This is a genomic window from Azospirillum sp. B506 (assembly GCF_000333595.1).
Taxonomy (GTDB): Bacteria; Pseudomonadota; Alphaproteobacteria; order Azospirillales; family Azospirillaceae; genus Azospirillum.
Genome location: NZ_BADK01000609.1, coordinates 1 through 20,344 on the forward strand (window position 1 = coordinate 1; position 20,344 = coordinate 20,344).

At 69.2% G+C, this 20,344-nt stretch carries 22 protein-coding genes; 8 read left to right on the forward strand and 14 right to left on the reverse strand.

What is annotated here, in order from left to right; genetic code table 11:
• Positions 1-2: 2 nt before the first annotated feature.
• The gene (locus tag I71_RS17880; RefSeq protein ID WP_042696194.1) at positions 3-719 is read left to right on the forward strand and encodes a gamma-glutamyl-gamma-aminobutyrate hydrolase family protein; all 717 of its coding nucleotides are present in this window, start codon (positions 3-5) and stop codon (positions 717-719) included.
• A gap of 138 nt (positions 720-857) precedes the next feature.
• Here the strand turns inward: I71_RS17880 and I71_RS17885 are convergent, their stop codons facing one another.
• The 4 genes from I71_RS17885 to I71_RS17900 form a co-directional block, all read right to left on the reverse strand.
• Entirely contained in the window at positions 858-1,289 is a 432-nt protein-coding gene (locus tag I71_RS17885) for a hypothetical protein (RefSeq protein ID WP_042696195.1), read from the reverse strand.
• Positions 1,290-1,578: 289 nt separating this feature from the next.
• The gene (locus tag I71_RS17890; RefSeq protein ID WP_042696196.1) at positions 1,579-2,349 is read right to left on the reverse strand and encodes an OmpA family protein; all 771 of its coding nucleotides are present in this window, start codon (positions 2,347-2,349) and stop codon (positions 1,579-1,581) included.
• Entirely contained in the window at positions 2,346-2,906 is a 561-nt protein-coding gene (locus I71_RS17895; protein ID WP_042696197.1) for a DUF4398 domain-containing protein, read from the reverse strand. The genes I71_RS17890 and I71_RS17895 overlap by 4 nt, the downstream gene beginning before the upstream one ends.
• Positions 2,907-3,027: 121 nt before the next feature.
• Positions 3,028-3,690: a DedA family protein gene (locus I71_RS17900; protein WP_042696198.1), complete on the reverse strand. Its 663-nt coding sequence runs from the start codon at positions 3,688-3,690 to the stop codon at positions 3,028-3,030.
• A gap of 145 nt (positions 3,691-3,835) precedes the next feature.
• On the opposite strand from I71_RS17900, the gene I71_RS17905 reads away from it, so the two are divergent.
• The 3 genes from I71_RS17905 (at position 3,836) to I71_RS17915 (ending at position 5,354) form a co-directional block, all read left to right on the forward strand.
• Positions 3,836-4,507, forward strand: a complete 672-nt coding sequence (locus I71_RS17905) for an NnrU family protein (RefSeq protein ID WP_042696219.1) — start codon at positions 3,836-3,838, stop codon at positions 4,505-4,507.
• 95 nt (positions 4,508-4,602) lie between these two features.
• Positions 4,603-5,037 (forward strand): CBS domain-containing protein, encoded by a 435-nt coding sequence (locus tag I71_RS17910; RefSeq protein WP_042696199.1) that lies wholly within the window; start codon positions 4,603-4,605, stop codon positions 5,035-5,037.
• A gap of 38 nt (positions 5,038-5,075) precedes the next feature.
• Positions 5,076-5,354, forward strand: a complete 279-nt coding sequence (locus I71_RS17915; protein ID WP_042696200.1) for a DUF2934 domain-containing protein — start codon at positions 5,076-5,078, stop codon at positions 5,352-5,354.
• A 17-nt stretch (positions 5,355-5,371) separates the two neighbouring features.
• Here I71_RS17915 and I71_RS17920 read toward each other — a convergent pair whose 3' ends face one another.
• The 3 genes from I71_RS17920 to I71_RS17930 form a co-directional block, all read right to left on the reverse strand.
• Entirely contained in the window at positions 5,372-6,115 is a 744-nt protein-coding gene (locus tag I71_RS17920) for a cold-shock protein (RefSeq protein WP_042696201.1), read from the reverse strand.
• A 197-nt stretch (positions 6,116-6,312) separates the two neighbouring features.
• Positions 6,313-6,498 carry a hypothetical protein gene (locus tag I71_RS17925; protein WP_042696202.1) on the reverse strand — a complete coding sequence of 62 codons (186 nt, stop codon included), beginning with the start codon at positions 6,496-6,498 and terminating at the stop codon, positions 6,313-6,315.
• Between the two features lie 29 nt (positions 6,499-6,527).
• Positions 6,528-7,088: a hypothetical protein gene (locus I71_RS17930; RefSeq protein WP_042696203.1), complete on the reverse strand. Its 561-nt coding sequence runs from the start codon at positions 7,086-7,088 to the stop codon at positions 6,528-6,530.
• Positions 7,089-7,292: 204 nt separating this feature from the next.
• On the opposite strand from I71_RS17930, the gene I71_RS17935 reads away from it, so the two are divergent.
• A complete protein-coding gene (locus tag I71_RS17935) occupies positions 7,293-8,231 on the forward strand; it encodes a DMT family transporter (protein ID WP_049976183.1) in 939 nt (312 codons plus the stop codon).
• A gap of 23 nt (positions 8,232-8,254) precedes the next feature.
• Here the strand turns inward: I71_RS17935 and I71_RS17940 are convergent, their stop codons facing one another.
• The 7 genes from I71_RS17940 to I71_RS17970 all read right to left on the reverse strand — a co-directional run bounded on the left by I71_RS17940 (position 8,255) and on the right by I71_RS17970 (position 16,514).
• The gene (locus I71_RS17940; protein WP_042696221.1) at positions 8,255-10,849 is read right to left on the reverse strand and encodes an ATP-binding protein; all 2,595 of its coding nucleotides are present in this window, start codon (positions 10,847-10,849) and stop codon (positions 8,255-8,257) included.
• Between the two features lie 146 nt (positions 10,850-10,995).
• Positions 10,996-11,658, reverse strand: coding sequence for a maleylacetoacetate isomerase (gene maiA, locus I71_RS17945; RefSeq protein WP_042696204.1), 663 nt, complete (start codon positions 11,656-11,658; stop codon positions 10,996-10,998).
• A gap of 50 nt (positions 11,659-11,708) precedes the next feature.
• Positions 11,709-12,413, reverse strand: a complete 705-nt coding sequence (locus I71_RS17950; RefSeq protein WP_042696205.1) for an ABC transporter ATP-binding protein — start codon at positions 12,411-12,413, stop codon at positions 11,709-11,711.
• 12 nt (positions 12,414-12,425) lie between these two features.
• Positions 12,426-13,250: an ABC transporter ATP-binding protein gene (locus I71_RS17955; RefSeq protein WP_083897235.1), complete on the reverse strand. Its 825-nt coding sequence runs from the start codon at positions 13,248-13,250 to the stop codon at positions 12,426-12,428.
• On the reverse strand, positions 13,247-14,194 hold the full coding sequence (locus I71_RS17960; RefSeq protein WP_042696206.1) for a branched-chain amino acid ABC transporter permease: 948 nt from the start codon (positions 14,192-14,194) through the stop codon (positions 13,247-13,249). The genes I71_RS17955 and I71_RS17960 overlap by 4 nt, the downstream gene beginning before the upstream one ends.
• 13 nt (positions 14,195-14,207) lie before the next feature.
• The gene (locus I71_RS17965) at positions 14,208-15,083 is read right to left on the reverse strand and encodes a branched-chain amino acid ABC transporter permease (RefSeq protein WP_042696207.1); all 876 of its coding nucleotides are present in this window, start codon (positions 15,081-15,083) and stop codon (positions 14,208-14,210) included.
• Positions 15,084-15,335: 252 nt separating this feature from the next.
• Entirely contained in the window at positions 15,336-16,514 is a 1,179-nt protein-coding gene (locus tag I71_RS17970; RefSeq protein ID WP_042696223.1) for an ABC transporter substrate-binding protein, read from the reverse strand.
• Between the two features lie 434 nt (positions 16,515-16,948).
• On the opposite strand from I71_RS17970, the gene paaX reads away from it, so the two are divergent.
• The 3 genes from paaX to I71_RS17985 all read left to right on the forward strand — a co-directional run bounded on the left by paaX (position 16,949) and on the right by I71_RS17985 (position 20,333).
• Positions 16,949-17,893 (forward strand): phenylacetic acid degradation operon negative regulatory protein PaaX, encoded by a 945-nt coding sequence (gene paaX / locus I71_RS17975; protein ID WP_042696208.1) that lies wholly within the window; start codon positions 16,949-16,951, stop codon positions 17,891-17,893.
• Positions 17,894-18,130: 237 nt separating this feature from the next.
• Complete coding sequence (locus I71_RS17980; protein WP_042696209.1) at positions 18,131-19,159, forward strand: hypothetical protein; 1,029 nt, start codon at positions 18,131-18,133, stop codon at positions 19,157-19,159.
• A 106-nt stretch (positions 19,160-19,265) separates the two neighbouring features.
• Positions 19,266-20,333, forward strand: a complete 1,068-nt coding sequence (locus I71_RS17985) for a 2Fe-2S iron-sulfur cluster-binding protein (RefSeq protein ID WP_042696210.1) — start codon at positions 19,266-19,268, stop codon at positions 20,331-20,333.
• Positions 20,334-20,344: the final 11 nt, after the last annotated feature.

Consider the following 20,344-nt stretch of genomic DNA (forward strand, 5'->3'; position numbering starts at 1 on the left):
CGCTGGTCGGCATCACCGCCTCGATCCATGGCAGCCGCATCGCCGCCATGGCCAACCGGCTCGCCCTGTGGCGGGCCGGCGCGTCGTCGGTCCGCATCACCGCCGATGCGCCCTTCCCCATCGACCGCCTGGACGCGCTGGTCGTCGGCGGCGGCGACGACATCGACGCCTCGCTCTACGGCGAATCCGCCCGTCCGCAGATCCGCATCGATCCCGAACGCGACCGGCTGGAGATGAGGGCGCTGGACTGTGCCGCGAAGATCGCGCTGCCGGTGCTGGGCATCTGCCGCGGGTCGCAGATGATCAACGTCCATCGCGGCGGGTCGCTCCACATCGACATCCACGAGGTGTACGAGGAGGCTCCGCACATGCGCACCGTGCTGCCGCGCAAGCGCATCCGGATCGAACCGGACAGCCGGCTCTACCGCATCCTCGGCATCGCCGAATGCCGGGTGAACGCCCTGCACCATCAGTCGGTGGACCGCGTCGGCGACGGCCTGCGCGTCGTCGCCCGCGAACGCGCCGGCGTCGTCCAGGGCATCGAGGCACCGGACGATCCCTTCATGATCGGCGTGCAGTGGCATCCGGAATATCTGGTCGCCGACAGCCGCCAGCAGGCCCTGTTCCGCCGTCTGGTCGCCACCGCCGCCGGCACCGCCCCGCTCGACGATTTCGCGGAAGCGCCGCCGCGCCGCCGCTCGGTCCGCGCACCCGGCTGAAGGCGCGGGCGCAGGCGGCGAAAGGGCTGGCGGCGCGGACAGGTCGCTGCACCGGACACCCTCCCCGCTCCACAAACGACGCGGGCGCCGCCGGAGGGATGGCTCCGGGGCGCCCGTGCTGTTGCCGCAACAGGGGGGTTACTGGCTGCCGCCGTTGTCCGGGCCGCAATTCGGCGTGCCCGGCGGGCAGTGGGTGCCGGTCGCGGTCTGGTTGTCGCGCGGGATGTTGCTGCCGGTGTTGTTGCCCATGCCCGACGGCGCGGTGGTCACGCCCGGCACCGGCGAGGTCGAGGACCCCGACATGGTGCTGCCGGAGGTGCCGGTCGACCCCGACATGCCGTTGGAGTTCAGCGGACCGCCCGTCGTCGAGCCGGCCGACGGCGAGGTCGTGGCGCCCGGCGGGGTGTGGACGATGCCGTCCGGTCCGACATTGGTGGTGCTGCTCGGGGCGGTTTGGTATGCGCCGCTGCCCTTGAGGGTACCGGGGTTGGCTTGCTGAGCGGTCTGGGCCATGGCCGGGGCGGCCATCAGGAGAACTGCCGAAACAGCACCGATCATCAGGTTACGCATCCTCGAACTCCTTCATGGTGGCAACGCCTCGCACTCGGGCGTCTTTGGTCAGGCGTCTTTGGAACGACACGGATGCCGTGTCTGGAGCCGCAACGCGGCGTCCGGCCAGAGCCTCGCGTCTTTCATGGGTAAGAACAGGGGAATCCGGGCATGATCTCGGTCCGCATCAGCGCTTTTTTTCGGAAACCGGCGACAAAAGCGTGCCCGTCCAGGCTGGCTCGACGACCCACCGAGGCCCGCCCGGCGATGCTTTCCCCTTGCGGAAGAGGGACTCTGGCAGTGAGGCCGTTTACCGGGTCTCGGCGACCCGGCCGTCGTCGGAGATGACGATTTCGACGCGGCGGTTCTGCTGGCGGCCGGCATCGGTGCCGTTGCTTGCCACGGGCTGCGCCTCGCCCATGCCCTGGGTGACGATGCGGGCCGGCGAGACCCCGCGCATCGTCAGGGCGTCGCGGACGGAATTGGCGCGGGCCTCCGACAGGCGCAGGTTGGTGGTGTCGCTGCCGGTGCTGTCGGTGTGGCCTTCGATCCGGATGGTACGGCCGGGCTGGGCCTGCAGGAACCGGGCGAGCCGGTCGATGCGCTCATAGGCGCCGGGGGTCAGCTCCGCCCGACCGGTGGCGAACAGGATGTCGCCCAGCGTCATGACCAGACCGCGCTCGGTCCGCTGCGCCTGGAGGTCGCGCAGCTGCTGCTCCAGCTCGGTGTTGCGGGCCTGGAGGCGGTAGGTGTCGGCATTGGCGACCACGGTCTGGGCGCCCTTCACCCCGGCCGTCTCCTGGGCGATCTGCACCCGGCGGCTGGCGATGTAGGCCTGGTGATCCACCTCGGCGGCATCGGCGCCCTGGTCGCGCATCGCCTCGGCCCGGCGCAGGGCCGTCTCGGCGTCGCGCAGCTGCAGCGGAGCGTTGCCGGCGACCTGCGGGTTGGCCGCGGCGAGGCTGTAATCCTGCCGCGCCTGGGTCAGGGCGGCGCTGTCGGTCGGCTGGGTGGCGCAACCGGCCAGACCGAGACCGAGACCGGCCAGCACGAGGACGGTACGGGGAACGAACGCGGTCATTGACGCACCTCCGGATAGCTGTAGCCCCAGCTGTTGCCGCCACTGGTCCCGAGAGAGCCGGCCGGAGCCGGCGGAACGGCGGCCGGCGCCCCGGAGCTGGAGCCGCCATAGCTGGAACCGCTCAGGTCGGACGGCGGCGCCGTCAGGGTCGAGCCGCTGTAGACCGGCGCCGCATTCGGCATGGCGGCCGACCGCGGATTGTTGGGGACCGCGGATTTCACCACCGCGGTCGCGGCCTGCTGGGTCACCGCGCGCTGCGCAGTCACCGTGGCCAGTTCGGCATCGACGCGGGCCTCCTCGGCGAGGCGGCGGGCGCGGGTGCGCTCGTCGGCGCGCATCGCCTTATCGGCGGCGGCCAGCTTGTCGCGGGCGCTTTGCAAGGCCACCGGGGCATACTGAAGGGCATTGGCGCGCTCGGCCTCCTGCACCGCCTGGGAGGCGGCGCCGAGCTGGGCGGTGGGCGGCGGCACATCGGAGGCGCAGGCGGCCATGCCGAGCGCCGCCGACAGCACGGCGGCGGCTCGCCACCGGATCGTCGTTGCGGGTTTGCGGGTCATCTGGTCGGTTCCTTTCGGATCGGGCTTCCCGCCGGAAACGGGGACTGGCCGGAAGGCGATGTTCGTTTGGCGGTATCTGGCGCCTCAAACGCCCCGGCCGGGGCGAAGGTTCCGCGCGTCCTCAGCCACCGCTGCGTGAAATCCCCTCGCGCTCCGCCCGGTGTTCCTCCCTGCGCTCCTCCCTGCGGGTGTCGCGGCGGTGGCGGACCAGCCGCAGCACATAGGTCGCCAGCAGGACGATGAACAGCACCAGCGCCCCCGGCACCATCCAGTCGGCGATCCAGGGGAAGCCGACCCGCACCAGATAGCCGGTGCCGGCCAGCACCAGCGACCACAGCGACGCCCCGGCGGCGGCATAGAGCAGGAACACCCCCATCGGCAGCCCGCAGGCCCCGGCGGGAACGGAGATCAGCGTGCGCAGTCCGGGCAGCGGCTGGCACAGCAGCACGGCGACGCCGCCGCGCCGGGCGAACCATCCGGTGGCGCGGTGGACCTGCTCCGGCTTCACCGTCAACCAATGGCCGTGGCGACGGAGGAAGGCCTCGAACCGCTCGCGCCCCATCCAGTGGGCCGGCAGGTACCACACCAGTTCCCCCACCGCCGACCCCGCCCCGGCGGCCAGCGCCACCAGCAACAGGTTGAACTCGCCGGTCGCAGCTGCCATGCCGGCCAGCGGAATCACCGTCTCCGCCGGCACCGGAGGCAGCACCCGGGCAAGAATCAGCATCAGGAAGATGCCGAGATAGCCGAACTGCTGCACGATCTGGATGATCCACTCGGTCATTGGCTCAACGGGGTCGGGGGAGGAGGAGGGGTCTTACCGTGAACCGCGCCGGCCTTGCCGGCGTTCCCGCGATGCCGGCCCAATCCCGGATGTCTTGACCCCAATCAAGGCGCAGGCCGCCCATCCACGCTTTGGTGTCCGCATCATGACCGCACCCCTCGCCCTCGCCGCCGCCCTGCTGTTCCTCAGCCATGCCCTGCCGTCCTGGCCGGGGGTGCGGCCCGCCCTGATCGCCCGGCTCGGCCGCGGCGGCTTCGCGACGATCCATTCCGTCGGTTCGCTGGCGACGCTGGCCCTCTTCGTGCTGGCCTATCGCGCCGCCGATGGCGGGGAGGTGCTGTTCACGCCCATCGATTGGGCAGCGCCACTGGTGGCGGTGGTGATGCCCATCGTCTTCCTGCTGCTGGTCGCCCGCATCACCACCCGCTTCGGCAGCCAGGGCGCGCCCAACCCGCCGCGCGGCATCTACCGCCTGACCCGGGCACCGGGCAGTCTGGCGCTGCTGCTGTGGGCGCTGGCCCATCTGAACGCCACCGGCGACGGACGCCGCGTTCTGCTGTTCGGCACCATGGCGGCCATCGCCCTGTTCGCGCTGGTGAAGAACGAGATCGTGCTGCGCCGCAGCCCCGCCGGCCGGGCCTTCCAAGGGGAAACCGCGCTGCTGCCGCTGAACGGGCCGCAGGGCTGGCGTGGCGCGCTGCGCGGACTGGCGGAAATGGGACCGGCGCGGCTGGCCGGCGGGCTTGCCGCCTATGGGGGCATGCTAATGCTGCACCCGCTGCTCTTCGGGGTGAATCCCCTCTACTGGATAGGTTGAGCGGGACGGCGGACCGGCGCATCTGTTGGGGGCGGGACAGGAGCAGCGCCCGCCTTTCATCGCGCCCCACCGCCACCGATCCAGGAAGCCCCCGCATGAAAATCCGCGAGATCATGACCCGCGACGTGCAGACGGTACGGCCCGACGACAGCATCCGCCGGGCCGCGCAATTGATGGATCAGTTGAACGTCGGCATCCTGCCCGTCTGCGATGGGCGGGATCTGGTCGGTGTGGTCACCGACCGCGACATCACCATCCGGGCGATCTCCGCCGGCAAGCAGCCCGACCGCTGCAAGGTGTCGGAGGTGATGACCGGCAATCCCCGCTATTGCTACGAGGACGACCCGGTCGGCAGCGTGACCGAACTGATGGCCGGACAGCAGATCCGGCGGGTGCCGGTGGTGGACCGCAACGACCGGCTGACCGGCATCGTCTCTCTGGGGGACCTTGCCACCGATGCCAAGAACGACCGCGCGGTTCAGGACGCGCTGGAACGGATTTCCTCGCCCTCCGAGCCGGACCGGAGCTGACCGGCCGCCCCATACCGCAACAGCAGGAACCGACCATCATGGAACACACCTTGGGTCCGGACGACCCGCGGGTCCGTGACCGGGCCTATCGGATTTGGGAAGACGAAGGGCGGCCCGACCACCGCCATCTCGACCATTGGGCGCAGGCCGCCCGCGAGATCGAGGAGGAGGACCGCCGCAATTCCGGCGGCCCCCCTGGCAGACCCCATGTCAACAGCCCAGAGGCCGGATTGGCCGTCCCCGATGACGCCGCCGCCCGCAACCAGCGGGAAGCGGCGGAGCATCTGGGCCGGTCCTCCGTTCCGTCAGAGGGGTGACGGGACGGCCGAAGCGGTCACTCGACCTTGAGGCTGACCGCTTCCATGCCCTTTTCGGTCTGGCGGACGGTCATGCGCACGCGCTGCCCGTCGTCCAGCCCGCGCAGGCCGGCGCTTTCCAGCGCCCGGGCCGGAATGAAGACGTCGCGCCCGCCGTCGTCCGGCTGGGCGAAGCCATAGCCCTTGCCGCCGTTGAACCACTTCACCGTGGCGCCCATCTCGCTGGTCGGACCGCTGGCAGCCTGCTGCGGCCGACGGGGGCCGCCGCGATCCTGGAAGCCGCGATCCTGGCCGCGATCCGGTCCACGACCCTGGAAGCCGCCCCGATCGCCGAAGTTGCGGTCGCGCGGAGCGCCGCCTTCGCGACGCGCGCCGAAGCCCCGGTCACCGCCCCGGTCGCCAAAGCCCCGGTCACTGCCCCGATCACCGAATCCACGGTCGCCGCGATCCCCGAAGCTGCGCTCGCGCCCCTGCGGGCGGGCCGGCGCGGCGGTGGAAAGGTCGACGGAGTGCAGGACGCTGACCTGCTGGCCCTTGCGGTCCTCGACGATGTCGACGACGACGGTGGCACCGTCCGGCAGGGTGGTGTGGCCGGCGGGCACGACGAGCGAGGCCGGCAGCAGGGCGTCCTTGCCGCTGTCGCCGACCTTGACGAAGCCGTAGCCGCGTTCGGGGTTGAACCATTTCACGGTGGCCGTCACCTGGGTGGCGACGACGTTGGGCTGGCGATAGACGTGGCTGCGGGGCGGCTGATTGTGCATGGGAAACCCGAACTCCGACAAACAGAAGCGGCGCCCTCGCCAGTCCATCTGTGGACCGGTGGACGCCAACCCCTGACACATCGCCCGTCCGGGCGCTCTTGGCAAGTCGGGACCGCTCCGAATGCACCGAATGGGCTATGGAATCGTCGCCGCGCCATCGCGGCCGTGAGATCGCCGGAACGGGATCGGGATGGCCGTCAGCCCATCAGGCGATCCATCAGACGGTCGGGCGCCGGCGGCGGTTCGCGAGGCGGCACGGGGATCGGACCCGGCGGCTCGCCCAGCGGCGGACGCGCCGGATCGCCCGGAACCGGGAGCGGTTCGTCGGGCACCGACGGTTCGCGCGGCGGCGCCGGCGGAAAGGGGCCGAGTTGGAAGGTCATGCAGCGCTCCTCGCGTCTTTGGAGAACCATCAGCCGCCATGGCCGCCGGGGGCGGTTCGCGACAGGCGCCGGGCATCGTTCAGGCTGGTCATGCAGCGCGTCTCGTCGCCATCGCGGGCGGCGCTGCGGGCGGCGGTGACCAGCGAGTCCAGCTGGGCGTTCCGCGCCGCCTGCCCCATCAGCCCGTCACCCCCGCCGGAACCGCCGGGTCCGCTGTCCGGCGTTGCCCGCGCATTGGCCTGCGGCGCGACCGACGGAGCGGTCGGCATGTTGCTGCCGATGGCCGGCGGCTCGACCACCGACCGGTCGCCGACGGCCGGCGGGGTCACCATGCCGCCGGACTGGGCAAGCTGCTCGCTGGAACCGGCCCCCGCCCCCAGCTCGTCGCGCGGGGTGGAACCGGATTGGCCGGGGACGGCGACCGGCGGCGGTTCGGTCGACAGCCCCAGGTCGGCGGCGAACTGCTCCACCATCGCGCCACAGCTTGCCTGCCCCGTTCCAGCCGTCTGCGCCGTTGCCGGCTGGCTGGCGAAAAACCCGACCGCCATGACGACGGCGATGGGGCCAAACCTCGTGAACTCTGTCCGCATCGGTCGCGTGCTCCTCGGATCGGCTATGCATGGCGGCGTGTTCCGACCGATTCAACGGCAGGGGGCGCCGGGCGGTTCCAGCCGACTTGCGGAAGATCGGCCCGGCCATGCGTCATGCTCATTTCGCAGGCAGCGGGGGACGGCTGTAGAGTGCCGGTCCCCGTCCGCAATCCCCCTCCTCAACCAACGGTCCGCAGTTCCATCATGATCGCCAACATGGCCGCGCTGGGCGCGGCGCTGTGCTGGGCCGCGGGCGGCCTGATCGCCATCGGACCGGTCCGGGTGCTCGGCTCCATCGCCTTCAACCGCGTGCGCCTGACCATCGTCGCCACCGCCCTGCTGGTCGCCACCACGCTGATGGGCGGCTGGCAGACGCTGGATGCCGGTGCCGCGCTGACGCTGGCCCTGTCGGGGCTGCTGGGCATCGTGGTGGGGGACATGGCACTGTTCTGGTCGCTCAGCCGGCTGGGGCCGCGCCGCAATGTGGTGATCTACGCCGCCAACGCGCCGCTGACCGCCCTGCTCGCCTACGCCCTGTTGGGGGAGGCGCTGGGTCCCTGGACCATCCTGGGCGTGGCGCTGGTCACGCTGGGGGTGATGCTGGCGGTGGCGCTGCGCTCCGGCTCCACCCACAGTTGGGAGGCGATCCAGGGCAGCCTGCTGGCCGGCGTGTCGGTCTGCCTGCTGGCCGCCGTCGGGCAGGCCGCCGGTTCGATCATCGCCAAGCCGGTGATGGCGGCGGGCGCGGATCCGGTCGCCTCGGCCGCCGTGCGGGTCACCACCGCGGCGCTGATGTTCACGGCCATCGGCGCCCTGTCGGCGATGCGCGGCGGCACTGCCGCGACAGCGGGCGGTGGGCGGTCCGACAGGCTGCTGGCCGGCCTGTTCGTGCCGCGCGGACTGACGCCGAAGCTGATGCTGCAGATCGCCGGCAACGGACTGCTCGGCGTCGGGCTGGGGATGACGCTGCTGCTGGTCGGGCTGGCCCACGGCAATGCCGGGGTGGTCGCCACCCTGTCGGCCCTCAGCCCGGTTCTGATCCTGCCGATGATTTGGCTGCTGACCGGCCAGCGCCCGTCTCTGGGCGCCTGGGCCGGTGCCGCGGTCGCCGTCGCCGGCGTCGCCCTGATCGTAAACCGGTGATCCTCAACCGGTAAGGGGCCGTCTCATCGCGCCGTCTCCACCGCCGCGCCCAGGGTGGGCAGCGCCGCCTGGAGCGCGGTGGTGGCGCGGTTGACGGCGTCGCGCAGCTCTGACTTCAGCGCCGGAACGTCGGGCCGCTGCTGCTCGCAGGCGTGCTGCAGGCTGCGGGCGGTGCGCGACAGTTCCAGCAGGCCGACATTGCCGGCCAGCGACACCATGGCATGGGCGTCGGCCGCCACGGTTTTCGACGAGTCCGCAGCGCCGATGCGGTCGGCGCGAACCGCGAGTTCGGACAATGTGCCGGCGATGAAGCGCGGCAGCACGTCGGCCCCCAGCGTTTCTGCCAGCGTATCCAGCGTGGCACGGTTCAGCACCGGGACGCTGTCGGAGACCGGGGCCACACCGGCCAGCACCGTCGCCTCTTCCATGCCGTCCCCCTCCGGGCCGCTCCCGGCGCCGGCGTCGAGCCAGCGGTCGACCGCCGACAGCAGCGTGTCGCGCTCGATCGGTTTGGTCACATGGTCGTTCATGCCGACATCCAGACAAAGCTGCAGCTGATCGGTCAGCGCGTTTGCGGTCAGCGCGATGATCGGCACGGCGCCCCGCCGTCCGCCAAGCTGGCGGATCGCCGCAGTCGCCTGCAGGCCGTCCATCCGCGGCATCTGCATGTCCATCAGCACAAGGTCGAACTCGCCCCTGCGCATCGCCTCCACCGCCAGCACGCCGTCCTCGGCCACCTCGACGGTGTGGCCCGCCTTGCAGAGGATCGAGGAGGTGACGATCTGGTTCATCGGCACGTCTTCGGCCAGCAGGATGCGGGCGCTGCGCGCTGCCGCGCCATCCTTGCCGCCGCTCGCCGATCCGGATGCGGCAAGTCCGGGCGCGGCGGCGACCGGCAGCGGCAGCTCGAACCAGAAGGTGCTGCCGACGCCGGGGCTGCTCTGCACGCCGATGCGCCCGCCCATCAGTTCCGACAGCTGTTTGGAGATGATCAGGCCCAACCCGGTGCCGCCATAGCGCCGGGTGGTGGAGCGGTCGCCCTGGCTGAAACGCTGGAACAGGTTGGCCTGATCGGCCGCAGGGATGCCGGGGCCGGTGTCGCTGACGGAAAAGCGCAGCAGGGCCGGCGCCCCGCCATCCCGGCCATCGTCACGGCCGGTGTCCCGGCCGTCCGCCACCCCCGACAGCAGACCGGCCGATACCAGCACCGAGCCGCGTTCGGTGAACTTGACCGCATTGCCGACGAGGTTCAGCAGGATCTGGCGGATGCGCGCCTCGTCGCCACGGACGAAGCGCGGCACGGTGCCGCCCAGCGACAGTTGCAGCAGCAGCCCCTTCTGCGAGGCGGCATTGCTCATCAGGTCGCGGCAATCGCGCAGCAGCCGATGCAGATCGAAGGAGCGCTCCTCCAGCTCCAGCTTGCCGGCCTCGATCTTTGAGTAATCCAGAATGTCGCCGATGATCGCCAGCAGCCCGCGCCCGGCTTCGCGCTGGAGCGCCACATACTGACGCTGTTCCGCCGACAGGTCGGTGCCCAGCAGCAGGTCGGCGAAGCCGATGACGCCGTTCAGCGGCGTGCGGATCTCGTGGCTCATCGAGGCGAGGAATTCCGACTTCACGCGATTGGCCGCCTCCGCCTCGGCGCGGGCGGCGGACAGCGCCTCCTCGTAGCGCTTGCGCTCGGTCACGTCGCGGACGACGCCGACCACCACGAAGCCGCCCTCCGACCCCACCGTCGGACGCATGCTGGATTCGACCCACAGGTAATGGCCGTCGCGGTGGCGCAGCCGGTGGGTAAAGGTGACGGGGGGCGACCCGGGCCGCATCCCGGCAAAGGCCATCGCCGCACTTTCCAGGTCGTCGGGATGCAGCAGGTTGGCCGGGGCGCATCCGACGATCTCCCCCGGATCATGACCCAGGATGTCGCGCACCGACGGCGACAGGTAATGCACCGACCCGTCGGCCTTCATCTCCAGGATCATGTCGGTGGCGTTGTCGGCCAGCAGACGGTAACGGGCCTCGCTCTCCCCCAACTGCCGCTCGGCATCGTGATGGCGCTGCTCGCGCAGCAGCAGACCGCCCAGGAACAGGGTGCCGAGCGGGACGATCGCCAGCAGCGGCGGCGCCGTGCGCAGGCCGACCTGCAGCGCAAGATCCAGCGAGGGCAACAGCAGCAGGGTGAACAGCGACACCAGCGTCAGCAGCAACCCGAATCCCAGCAACGGGCCGACGCCCAGCGCCACCCCGCGCCGCTTCACCCACAGCGCGAAGCCGACACCGGTCAGGAAGGACAGCAGCGCGTTGGCAGCGCCGGCTTCCATCCCCGCCCCGCCCAGGAAGATGCGGTAACCGGCGACCGTCGCGGCGGTGATGGCGGCGGAGAGCGGACCGCCGAACAGGGCGCTCAGACCGATCAGCGGCGCCCGCGCGTCGATGAAGATGCCCGGCCCGATGTGGATCGGATGGACCATCGAAAAGACGGCGGTCAGCGCCATCACGGCGCCGAAGACGATCTGGCGGGTGTTCAGGCTCCAGCCGCCGGACCGGCGGATCAGGAAGGTATAGGCCAGGACGACGAAGGCGCTCGCCGCGATGTTCTCGGCAAGGTCGTACGCCATCGAAGAAAAATTGTCCAACATGACCCGGCCGCCGTCCCCACCCGATCTCCCGTTACCTCTATACCACGGAAGGGTGTCGCGAAACCGCTAACACCAACGCGCGGACCGCGGATTGGCGGGGACAAAAGCCGGACTTCCGGCCGCTCTCACGCCTCCGCGTCGGGCTGGAGGTCGGGAAAGGCGGCGGCGAAGGCCGGCAGGGCGCAACAGGCCTCGTCGATGCGCCGCAGGGTGGGATAGGCCTCCAGCGGGCAGCCGAACCGGCGGGCGTTCAGCATCTGCGGCACCAGCAGGATGTCGGCCAGGCCCGGCTCGTCGCCATGGCAGAAGCGGCCGGTGCGCGGATCGCCGGCCAGCCGCGCCTCCAGCGCGGTCAGCCCGACGGCGATCCAATGCCGGTACCAGCCATCGACCTCCTCCTGGCCGTGGCCCATCGTCTTCAGATGGTTCAGCACCCGCAGATTGTTCAACGGATGGACGTCGCAGGCCACCGCCAGCGCCAGCGCCCGCACCCGCGCCCGGCCCAGCGCATCGGCCGGCAGCAGCGCCGGGGTGGGATGCGTCTCGTCGAGATATTCGATGATGGCGACCGACTGGGTCAGCACATGGTGCCCGTCCGGCCCATCTTCCGGCCCGTCGACCTCCAGCGCCGGCACCAGATGTTCCGGGTTGAGGTCGGAATAGGGCGGCCTGGCCTGTTCGCCCTTGCGCAGATGAACGAAGGCCTGATCCGGCGCCAGCCCCTTCAGGTTCAGGGCGATGCGCACGCGGTAGGCGGCGGAGGAGCGGAAGTAGGTGTGGAGTTTCAAGGGATTGGATCCATTTTTGCGGTGCGGCGGCAATCTGGAATCGAACGCTATCACAGCCCCAGATAAGCCTGCCGCACCCGTTCGTTGCTGAGAAGCGCGGCGCCGCTGTCGCTCAGCACGATCTCGCCGGTCTCGATCACATAGCCGCGGTCGGCGATGGCGAGGGCCGCATGGGCGTTCTGCTCGACCAGCAGGATGGTGGTGCCCTCGCGCTTCAGCCGCTGCACCGCATCGAAGATCTCGGTCACCAGCAGCGGCGCCAGCCCCATGCTTGGCTCGTCGAGCAGAAGCAGGCGCGGCTTCGCCATCAGCGCGCGGCCCAGCGCCACGATCTGCTGCTGGCCGCCCGACAGGGTGCCGGCGGGCTGATCGCGTTTGACCTTCAGCACCGGAAACATCTCGTACAGGCGGTCGATGTCGTCGTCCGGCTTGCCGCTGCCGCGGCGGTAGGCGCCGAGGCGGAGGTTGTCCTCGACCGTCTGCGGGCCGAACAGCTGCCGCCCCTCCGGCACCTGCACCACCCCTTCGGCGACGCGGCGCGACGCCTTCATCCTTGTGATGTCGCAGCCGTCGAAGGTGATGCGCCCGCTGCTGGCGGGGTGGACGCCGGACAGGGTGCGCAGCAGCGTCGTCTTGCCGGCGCCGTTGGCGCCGACCAGCGCCACCAGCTCGCCCTCGCGCACGGTCAGGCTGGCCGATTTCAGCGCGTGGATGCGGCCGTAATGGCTGTTGAGTCCCTCGATCTCCAGAAGCATGGGAGGCCCTCCTTACGGTGCCGCGCCGAGATAGGCGGCGATGACGTCCGGGTTGGCCGCCACCTCCTGCGGCGTGCCTTCGGCCAGCATGCGGCCCTGGTTCAGCGCGGTGATCCGGTGCGAGATGCCCATCACCATCTTCATGTCATGCTCCACCAGCACGATGGTGACGCCGGTCGCCGCCACCCTCTTGATCACCGCGTCGATCTCGCGGCTTTCGGTGGCGTTCAGGCCGGCCGCCGGCTCGTCCAGCAGCAGCAGCTTCGGTTCCGACGCCAGCGCGCGGGCGATTTCCAGCCGCTTCAACGCGCCGTAGGGCATCGAGGCGGCGTCGGCGTCGATGTATTTCTCCAGCCCGACCTCGGTCATCAACCGCGCCGCCCGCTCCTTCGCCTCGCGGTCCTTGCGCACCAGGGAGGGGAAGCGGAACAGCGCCGGCAGCAGCCGGGTGTTCAGGTGCAGGTGCCGCCCGACCATGACGTTCTCCAGCGCCGTCATGTTGAAGAAGATCTGCAGGTTCTGGAAGGTGCGCGACATGCCGCGGGCCGCCAGCCTGTAGGGCGCCATGCCCGACACGTCGGCCCCGTCGAACAGCACCCGGCCGCCCGACGGCTTGTAGACACCGGTCACCAGGTTGAACAGGGTGGTCTTGCCGGCACCGTTCGGCCCGATGATCGAATGGATGTCGCCGGCGGCGATGGTGAAACTGAGATCACCGATGGCGAGCACGCCGCCGAACTCGCGGCTGAGATGCTCCACCGTCAGGATCGGCGGGCCAACGCGGCGGGCCTGCGCCGTGGTGTCGGGAGACAGCTCTGTGGTCGCCAGCATCTTCATGCCCGCCTCCGCGCCGGGAGCAGCGCCGCCAGGGTGGGAAGCAGCCCCTTGGGCATGAACACCATCGTCGCCATCAGGATGCCGCCCAGCACGATCTGCTGGTAGTCCTGGAAGACCGTCAGCGCCTGCGGCAGCAGCGTCAGCACCACGGCCCCGACGACGGCGCCGAAGGTCGAGGCCATGCCGCCGAACACCACCATCGTCACCAATTCGATGGACTTGAAGAAGTCGGCCTTGGCCGGGGTGATCAGGCCGGCGTAATGGGCGAACAGGCTGCCGGCCACGCTGGCGAACACCGCCGACAGGACGAAGACCAGCACCTTGAAGCGCGCGGTGTCGACGCCGACCACCTCCGCCGCCACCTCCGATCCGTGGACGGCGCGGAGCGCCCGGCCCATCGGGCTGTCGATCAGGTTCAGCGACAGCCAGACCACACCGACCAGCAGCACGCCGACCACCCAGTACCAGACCTTCTCGCCATACAGCTCGACGCCGAAGATCCTGAACGGCTCGACCATCATGCCGTCGGGACCGCCGGTCAGGCCGCTTTCGGTGCGCAGCACGATGGACACGATGATGCCGATGCCGAGAGTCGCCATGGCGAGGTAATGGCCCTTCAGCCGCAGGATCGGCTTGGCGACCAGGAAGGCCAGCAGACCGACGAACAGCGCGCCGGCCAGCAGCGCCAGCAGCGGCGGCCAGCCATAGGCACCGACCAGCACACCGGACGCATAGGCGCCGATGCCGAAGAAGCCGGCATGGCCCAGGCTGATCTGCCCGGCATAACCGATCAGCAGGTTCAGCCCGACGCAGACGACGGCGTTGAAGCCGGCCAGGATGGCGATGTCCAGATAGAAGTTGTTGGGCAGGACGGCCGGCAGGACCGCGATCACCGCGCCCAGCGCCAGAAGCCCGGTCAGCCGCCCGTGAAGGAGTGCGTTCATCGGCTATAAGTCCTTACACCCGTTCGGTGCCGCGCTTGCCGAACAGCCCGTTCGGCATGAAGAGAAGGACGGCCAGGATGATGACGAAGGCCACCGCATCCTTGTAGGCCGAGGAGATGTAGCCGGCGCCCAGCGCCTCGGCGATGCCGACGATCAGCCCGCCGGCCACGGCGCCCGGCCCATGGCCCAGCCCGCCCAGCACCGCGGCGGTGAAGCCCTTCAGCCCCAGCATGATGCCCATCTCGGTGTAGGAGAAGGTGATGGGCGCCACCACCGCGCCACCGACCGCCCCCAGCGCCGCCGACAGCGCGAAGGAGGCCAGCACCACCCGCTTCACGTCGATTCCGACCAGTTGGGCGGCCAGCCGGTTGTGCGAGGTGGCAAGGATCGCCTTGCCGGTCAGCGTCTTCGCGAAGAACAGGCCGATGGCGACGATCAGCACGCCGGCCGTGCCCACCACCCACAGCGACTGCGGCTGCATCGAGGCGCCAAGGATCTGGATCGGCGTCTCGCCCGAGAAGGCGTCCAGCCGCTTGAAATCCTTGCCCCAGACCAGCTCGGCAACCCCGCGCAGGAAGATCGACGCGCCGATGGTGATGATGATGAGGGTGACGGTGGAGGCGTTGCGGGCGCGTTCGACCGCGAATTTCGCCACCAGCACGCCGACCAGCATGGCGCCGCCGCAGCCGATCAGGATCGCCAGCGGCAGCGGCACGCCCGACGCCGTCAGGGTGGCCGACGCCATGCCGCCGATCATGATGAACTCGCCCTGGGCGAAATTGATGACGTGGCTGGCGTTGTAGATGATCGAGAAGCCGAGACCCGCCAGCGCATAGATTGCGCCGATGGTCAGCCCCGACAGCAGATATTGCAGCAGTTCCGCGAACATCGTTGGGTTCCTGATGTTCCTCTCCCGCGCACATCTCCCCCTCTCCCCCCCGGGGAGAGGGTCGGGGTGAGGGGGATGCAGAGGGTGGATTGGGGAAGATGCGAAGCGCATGCCGGCAGATGAACCCGCGCCATGCATCCCCCTCACCCTAACCCTCTCCCCGCTTTCGGCGGACCGAAGATCCGCCTGTCGCGTCAGCGCAAACAAAGTTTGCGCGTGAGCGGGGGGGAGAGGGGATCCGGGCCGCGCTCGTCACTTCACCAGTGCCCAGTCGCCTTGGCGAACCTCCACCATGTGGAAGGCGTCCAGCGTCAGGCCCATATGGTCCTTGGCGCTCATGGTCACGGTGCCGCCGGTGCCGACATAGCCCTTGGTCTGCTCGATGGCGTCGCGCAGCTTGGCCTTGTCGGTGCCGCCGGCCCGCTTCACTGCGTCCAGCGCGATCATCAGCCCGTCATAGGCGTGGCCGGCGAAGGTCGACACCTCGGTGTTGAAGCTGTCCTCATAGACCTTGGTGAAGTCGGTCACGACCTTCTTCTGCGGGTCGCTGTCGGCCAGTTGCGCCGCGACGACCAGACCGGCGGCCGGCAGGCGGACGCCCTCGGCGGCTCCGCCGGCCAGCCGGATATATTCCTTCGACGCCACGCCATGCGACTGGTAGAGCGGCAGCGCGATGCCGAGCTGGCGGTAATTCTTGGTCACCACCGCCGGGCCCTGGCCCAGGCCGAACACCAGCACCGCCTGGGCGGAAGCGTTGTTCTTGATCTTGGTCAGCTGGGCGGTGACGTCGGTGTCCTTGGCGCCGTAGGTCTCGTCGGCGACCAGCTCGATCCCGCGCTCCTTGGCGACGGCGACGGTCTGCTCGCGGCCGGACTTGCCGAAGCCGCTATCCTCGGACAGCAGCGCCAGCTTGGTCAGCCCGCGCTTCCTCATGTCCTCCATCACTTTTTCCGCGGCCATGCGGTCGGTGTGCGGGGTCTTGAACACCCACTTCTTCACCGGTTCGACGATCACCACGGCACCGGCCAGCGAGATGAAGGGCACGCCCGCCCGCTCCACCAGCGGCACCGCCGCCATGGTCGCCGCGGTCGTGGTGCCGCCGACGATCACGTCGACGCCGTCGCTCTCGATCAGGCGCTTGGTGAAGGACGCCGCCTTGTCAGCGGCGCCGCCATCGTCATAGACCGTCAGTTGCAGCGGACGGCCATCGACCCCGCCCGCCTTGTTGATGCGGTCGGCATACAGCTCCAGCACCTTCTTCTCCGGATCGCCGAGGAAGGAGGCCGGGCCGGTGGCCGAGACGATGGCGCCGACCTTGATCGGGTCCGCCGCCTGGGCGGCCGCGGACATCAGGCCGGGCACCGCCGTCACCGCGGCTACGGCGGTGAAAGCGGCGGTGAAAGCGAAGGTGGCGAGCAGGCGTTTGCGCATGATGTCCTCCCAACTGCTGCCCCGCTTGTCGCCGGACCGGGCGGTGGCCCGTCCCCGGCGCTGCGGGATGATTTGTCTCGCATAATGTTGCAAACGAAATTGTTTCGGAAGAAAAATTTCCTTGCGCTCAACCACAATCGAAGTGCGGATGTTGCCGCCCGCCCCCCTTTCCCTTTGCGATCTCTCCGGCCAAGCCCGGGGGCTCGTCATTTCGCTTTATGACACATATTTCCTTTATGATTCCAACCTAGTGTATCATATTAATGATTGTCAAACGGAAAGTCCGTGCCGCCTCATATCCGGCGCCGGCCGGCCGCTCCGCGCTGTCGTGGCACTGGCCCAACCGGCCCCGGTTTTCGTATACAACTCCGTCGCGCCACCCGACTGCGCACCATCGGCATCGCAATCCGCATCGATAAGGACTCCCCCACCGCATGGCCCGCCCGCGCCGCCCCGAAGACCTTGCCGCCCAGTTGACCGAGGCGATCGCGCCGCGGGCGAAGTCGCTGATCATCACCCTCTATGGCGACGCGGTACTGCCGCATGGCGGATCGCTGTGGCTGGGCAGCCTGATCGAGCTGATGGGTCAGTTCGGGATGAGCGAGCGGATCGTCCGCACCTCGGTCTTCCGGCTGTGCAAGGACGACTGGCTGACCAACACCCAGATCGGCCGGCGCAGCTTCTACCGGGTCACCGACAGCGGGAAGGAACGTTTCGCCGCGGCGGAGCGACGGATCTATGCACCGCTGGCCCGCGAATGGGACCGCGGCTGGGACCTGCTGATGGTGCCGCCCAACGCACTGGATGCCGAGACGCGCGACGCCCTGCGGCGGGAGCTGATCTGGCAGGGATTCGGCGCCGCGTCGGCCACCGTCTACGCCCATCCCAACTGCGACGAGGCGGCGATGCACCGCTCGTTGGCCGAACTGGGGGTGGCGGACAAGATCGTCCACATGAAGGCCAGCCTGGACCGGGCCGAAGGGTTCGGGGCATTGCGCGATCTGGTGCGCGGCTGCTGGGACATCGATCAGCTTGAACACGACTATGCGGCCTTTCTGGATCACTTCCGTCCGGTCTGGGCGGCGGTCGATGCCGCCGATGCGCCCGACCCGGCCGCCTGCTTCGTCCTGCGCACACTGATGATCCATGATTTCCGCCGCATCCTGCTGCGCGACCCGATGCTGCCGCCCGATCTGCTGCCGGCGGACTGGCCGGGCCAGGAAGCGCGGATGCTGACGCGGAATCTCTACCGCCGCCTCGCCGGCCCGTCGGACTCCTTTCTGATGCAGGCGGCGACCACCGCCAATGGCCCCCTGCCCGACGCCCAGCCCTCCTTCCACGGCCGCTTCGGCGGTCTGGAGAGCGTCCCGGCCGGCTGACGTCCGGGCTTTCGATACGCAGCGCCAGGAAAAACTCCGCTTTGCGAACGAATTGATCTGGATCAATTCGGCGTATTCTTGCGTATTTCTTTTTGAATCAATCGATTAGAGGCGACCCTCACGCGGATTAAATGATACAGATATCGTTGATAGTGAGCATATTCTGTGTCATATAAAAACCATAGGGCGCCGATGGAAATGTGAGCGCCCGCGGAATGCTCCCGGAGGAAACGCCCCATGTCCAAGGACTACACCCCCATCGCCAATACGATGGAGCTGCCCCCCGCCACGCCGCAGCCGAACGTCTATCCGCTGTCCTGGGTGTCGCAGACCAAGAAGCTGGAAGAGGTCTACACCGCCGCCCAGCGCGAGAACTGGGACCCGGCCAAGCTGCCCTGGGACAGCTTCGACGTGTCGCGCTACAGCTGGGAGGAGCGGGAGGCCATCGCCTATTGGTGGACCATCCTGTCGGTGTTCGACGCCTCCGCCCCGCCGGTCTTCGCCCATGCGCTGATCAAGACCTACGAGGTGCATGAGGAGGACCCGGTCCGCCGCTGCTTCTTCTCCGTCACCCGCGACGAGCAGAACCACGAGCAGATGTGCGGCCTCGCCATCACCAGACTGCTGGAGGCCACCAGCCCGCTGACCTACGAGCCGAGGACCGATCTCGGCCGCCGGCTGCGGAAGAACGCCCACTGGCTCTACTACAATGGCGGGCGCTATTGGGACGGCTACAAGAAGGCGGTTCCGAAATACTCGCTGGCCGTTCTGTTCAGTTCCTTCCTGATGGGCGAGATCGCGGCGGCGACCATCTTCCACCAGATGGCGGCCGGCTGCAGCGAGCCGGTGTTCAAGGAGGCCTTCCGCAACATCGGCCGCGACGAGGGCCGCCACATGGCGATCTGCATGTCGGTGATGGAGCGCGACTATCCTCATCTGGCGGTGGAGGACCGGTCGATCATCACCAAGCAGATCCGGGCCGGCTACCTGTTCCTGTCCGCCGTGCTGTTCGAGCCGCCGCCCCAGTTCTGGGACCTGCCCGACGACTTCATCGCCACCCAGCGCGAGGCCGAGGCCATCGCCCGCAACGCCGGTTTCCACATCCCGGATTACGAGACGAAGAAGGAGAACTGGCGCAACGCCATGCTGAACCTGAAGGGTGTGCTGGACCGCTACGGCATCCCCTTCCCGGCGATCCCGGAGGTCGGCATCACCGGCGAGGAAGTCCGGGACGTCGACATGGACGAGATCATTCCGGTGTTCTGAACAACTCCGTCCGACCTTTCCTGTCTCCCCCTCCCTCCCCCTCTTCGTGGGGCAGGGAGGGGACATTGCGTCCCCACGTCTCCAATCCCGCCCAAGGATCCCCCCGGTGAGCCGCATCCGCCTCCACCCCTCGGGCCGCACGGTCGAGTGCCGTGACGGCGAGACCGTCCTGTCGGCGCTGGAACAGGCCGGCTACGCCCTGCCCAACAACTGCCGCGCCGGCGCCTGCGGCGAATGCAAGGTCAAGGTCCTCAGCGGCCAGTTCGACCAGGGCATGGTGCTGGACATGGCGCTGTCCCAGCCCGAGCGGAAGGACGGCTATGGCCTGATGTGCATGGCCAAGCCGATCTCCGACGAGCTGGTCATCGAATACGGCACCGCCGACGCCCAGCCCAAGCTGTTCCCGCCGCGCGAGAATGTGCTGTTCATCGTCACCGACCGCATCCCGCGCACGCCCCGCATCGTGGAACTGCGTCTGCGCCCGCTGGGACAGCCGCTGCGCTACTGGCCGGGCCAGTATGTGATGCTGGGCGATGCCGCCGCCGGTGCGCCGCCGCGCTGCTATTCCATCGCCAACGCTCCCCGTCCGGACGGCGAGATCGCGCTGCAGGTGACCCGCGTCGACGGCGGCCCGACCAGCAGTTGGATCCACGACCGGCTCGCGGTCGGCGACATGGTGAAGCTGTCCGGCCCCTACGGTACCTTCATCGGCGACCCGTCGGTCGACAGCCCGGTGCTTTGCATGGCGGCCGGCTCCGGCCTCGCTCCCATTGTGGCGCTGACCGACGCGGCGCTGCGCCGCGGCTACCGGCCGCCGGTGACGCTGCTGGTCTCCGCCCGCACGACGGCCGATGTCTATCAGCAGGGTCTGCTGAGCTACTGGCAGGCCAAATACCGCAATTTCAAGGTCAAGGTGACCCTGACGCGGGAAGAATCTCCCAACCACTTGAAGGGCCGCATCCCGGCGATCCTGCCCGGCCTGTTCCCCGACCTCTCCGGCCATTCCGTCTTCACCGCCGGCAGCCCCGGTTTTGTCGAGGCCTGCGTCGCCGCCGCCCGCGCGCTGGGCGCGCAGGACGAGCGGATCCACAGCGAAGGTTACGTCTCCCAGCACATCCCGGAAACGGTGCCGGCCGACCGTCTCATGGCGATGACTGTGGGGGCCGCAGGGTAACGGCTCCCACG

Excerpts from the sequence above, each read along its gene's own strand:
- I71_RS17885 (WP_042696195.1), bottom strand. The coding sequence starts at position 1,289 with ATGCGTAACCTGATGATCGGTGCTGTTTCGGCAGTTCTCCTGATGGCC.
- I71_RS17890 (WP_042696196.1), bottom strand. The coding sequence starts at position 2,349 with ATGACCGCGTTCGTTCCCCGTACCGTCCTCGTGCTGGCCGGTCTCGGT.
- I71_RS17895 (WP_042696197.1), bottom strand. The coding sequence starts at position 2,906 with ATGACCCGCAAACCCGCAACGACGATCCGGTGGCGAGCCGCCGCCGTG.
- I71_RS17900 (WP_042696198.1), bottom strand. The coding sequence starts at position 3,690 with ATGACCGAGTGGATCATCCAGATCGTGCAGCAGTTCGGCTATCTCGGC.
- I71_RS17905 (WP_042696219.1), top strand. The coding sequence starts at position 3,836 with ATGACCGCACCCCTCGCCCTCGCCGCCGCCCTGCTGTTCCTCAGCCAT.
- I71_RS17910 (WP_042696199.1), top strand. The coding sequence starts at position 4,603 with ATGAAAATCCGCGAGATCATGACCCGCGACGTGCAGACGGTACGGCCC.
- I71_RS17915 (WP_042696200.1), top strand. The coding sequence starts at position 5,076 with ATGGAACACACCTTGGGTCCGGACGACCCGCGGGTCCGTGACCGGGCC.
- I71_RS17920 (WP_042696201.1), bottom strand. The coding sequence starts at position 6,115 with ATGCACAATCAGCCGCCCCGCAGCCACGTCTATCGCCAGCCCAACGTC.
- I71_RS17925 (WP_042696202.1), bottom strand. The coding sequence starts at position 6,498 with ATGACCTTCCAACTCGGCCCCTTTCCGCCGGCGCCGCCGCGCGAACCG.
- I71_RS17930 (WP_042696203.1), bottom strand. The coding sequence starts at position 7,088 with ATGCGGACAGAGTTCACGAGGTTTGGCCCCATCGCCGTCGTCATGGCG.
- I71_RS17935 (WP_049976183.1), top strand. The coding sequence starts at position 7,293 with ATGATCGCCAACATGGCCGCGCTGGGCGCGGCGCTGTGCTGGGCCGCG.
- I71_RS17940 (WP_042696221.1), bottom strand. The coding sequence starts at position 10,849 with ATGGCGTACGACCTTGCCGAGAACATCGCGGCGAGCGCCTTCGTCGTC.
- I71_RS17950 (WP_042696205.1), bottom strand. The coding sequence starts at position 12,413 with ATGCTTCTGGAGATCGAGGGACTCAACAGCCATTACGGCCGCATCCAC.
- I71_RS17955 (WP_083897235.1), bottom strand. The coding sequence starts at position 13,250 with ATGAAGATGCTGGCGACCACAGAGCTGTCTCCCGACACCACGGCGCAG.
- I71_RS17960 (WP_042696206.1), bottom strand. The coding sequence starts at position 14,194 with ATGAACGCACTCCTTCACGGGCGGCTGACCGGGCTTCTGGCGCTGGGC.
- I71_RS17965 (WP_042696207.1), bottom strand. The coding sequence starts at position 15,083 with ATGTTCGCGGAACTGCTGCAATATCTGCTGTCGGGGCTGACCATCGGC.
- I71_RS17970 (WP_042696223.1), bottom strand. The coding sequence starts at position 16,514 with ATGCGCAAACGCCTGCTCGCCACCTTCGCTTTCACCGCCGCTTTCACC.
- paaX (WP_042696208.1), top strand. The coding sequence starts at position 16,949 with ATGGCCCGCCCGCGCCGCCCCGAAGACCTTGCCGCCCAGTTGACCGAG.
- I71_RS17980 (WP_042696209.1), top strand. The coding sequence starts at position 18,131 with ATGTCCAAGGACTACACCCCCATCGCCAATACGATGGAGCTGCCCCCC.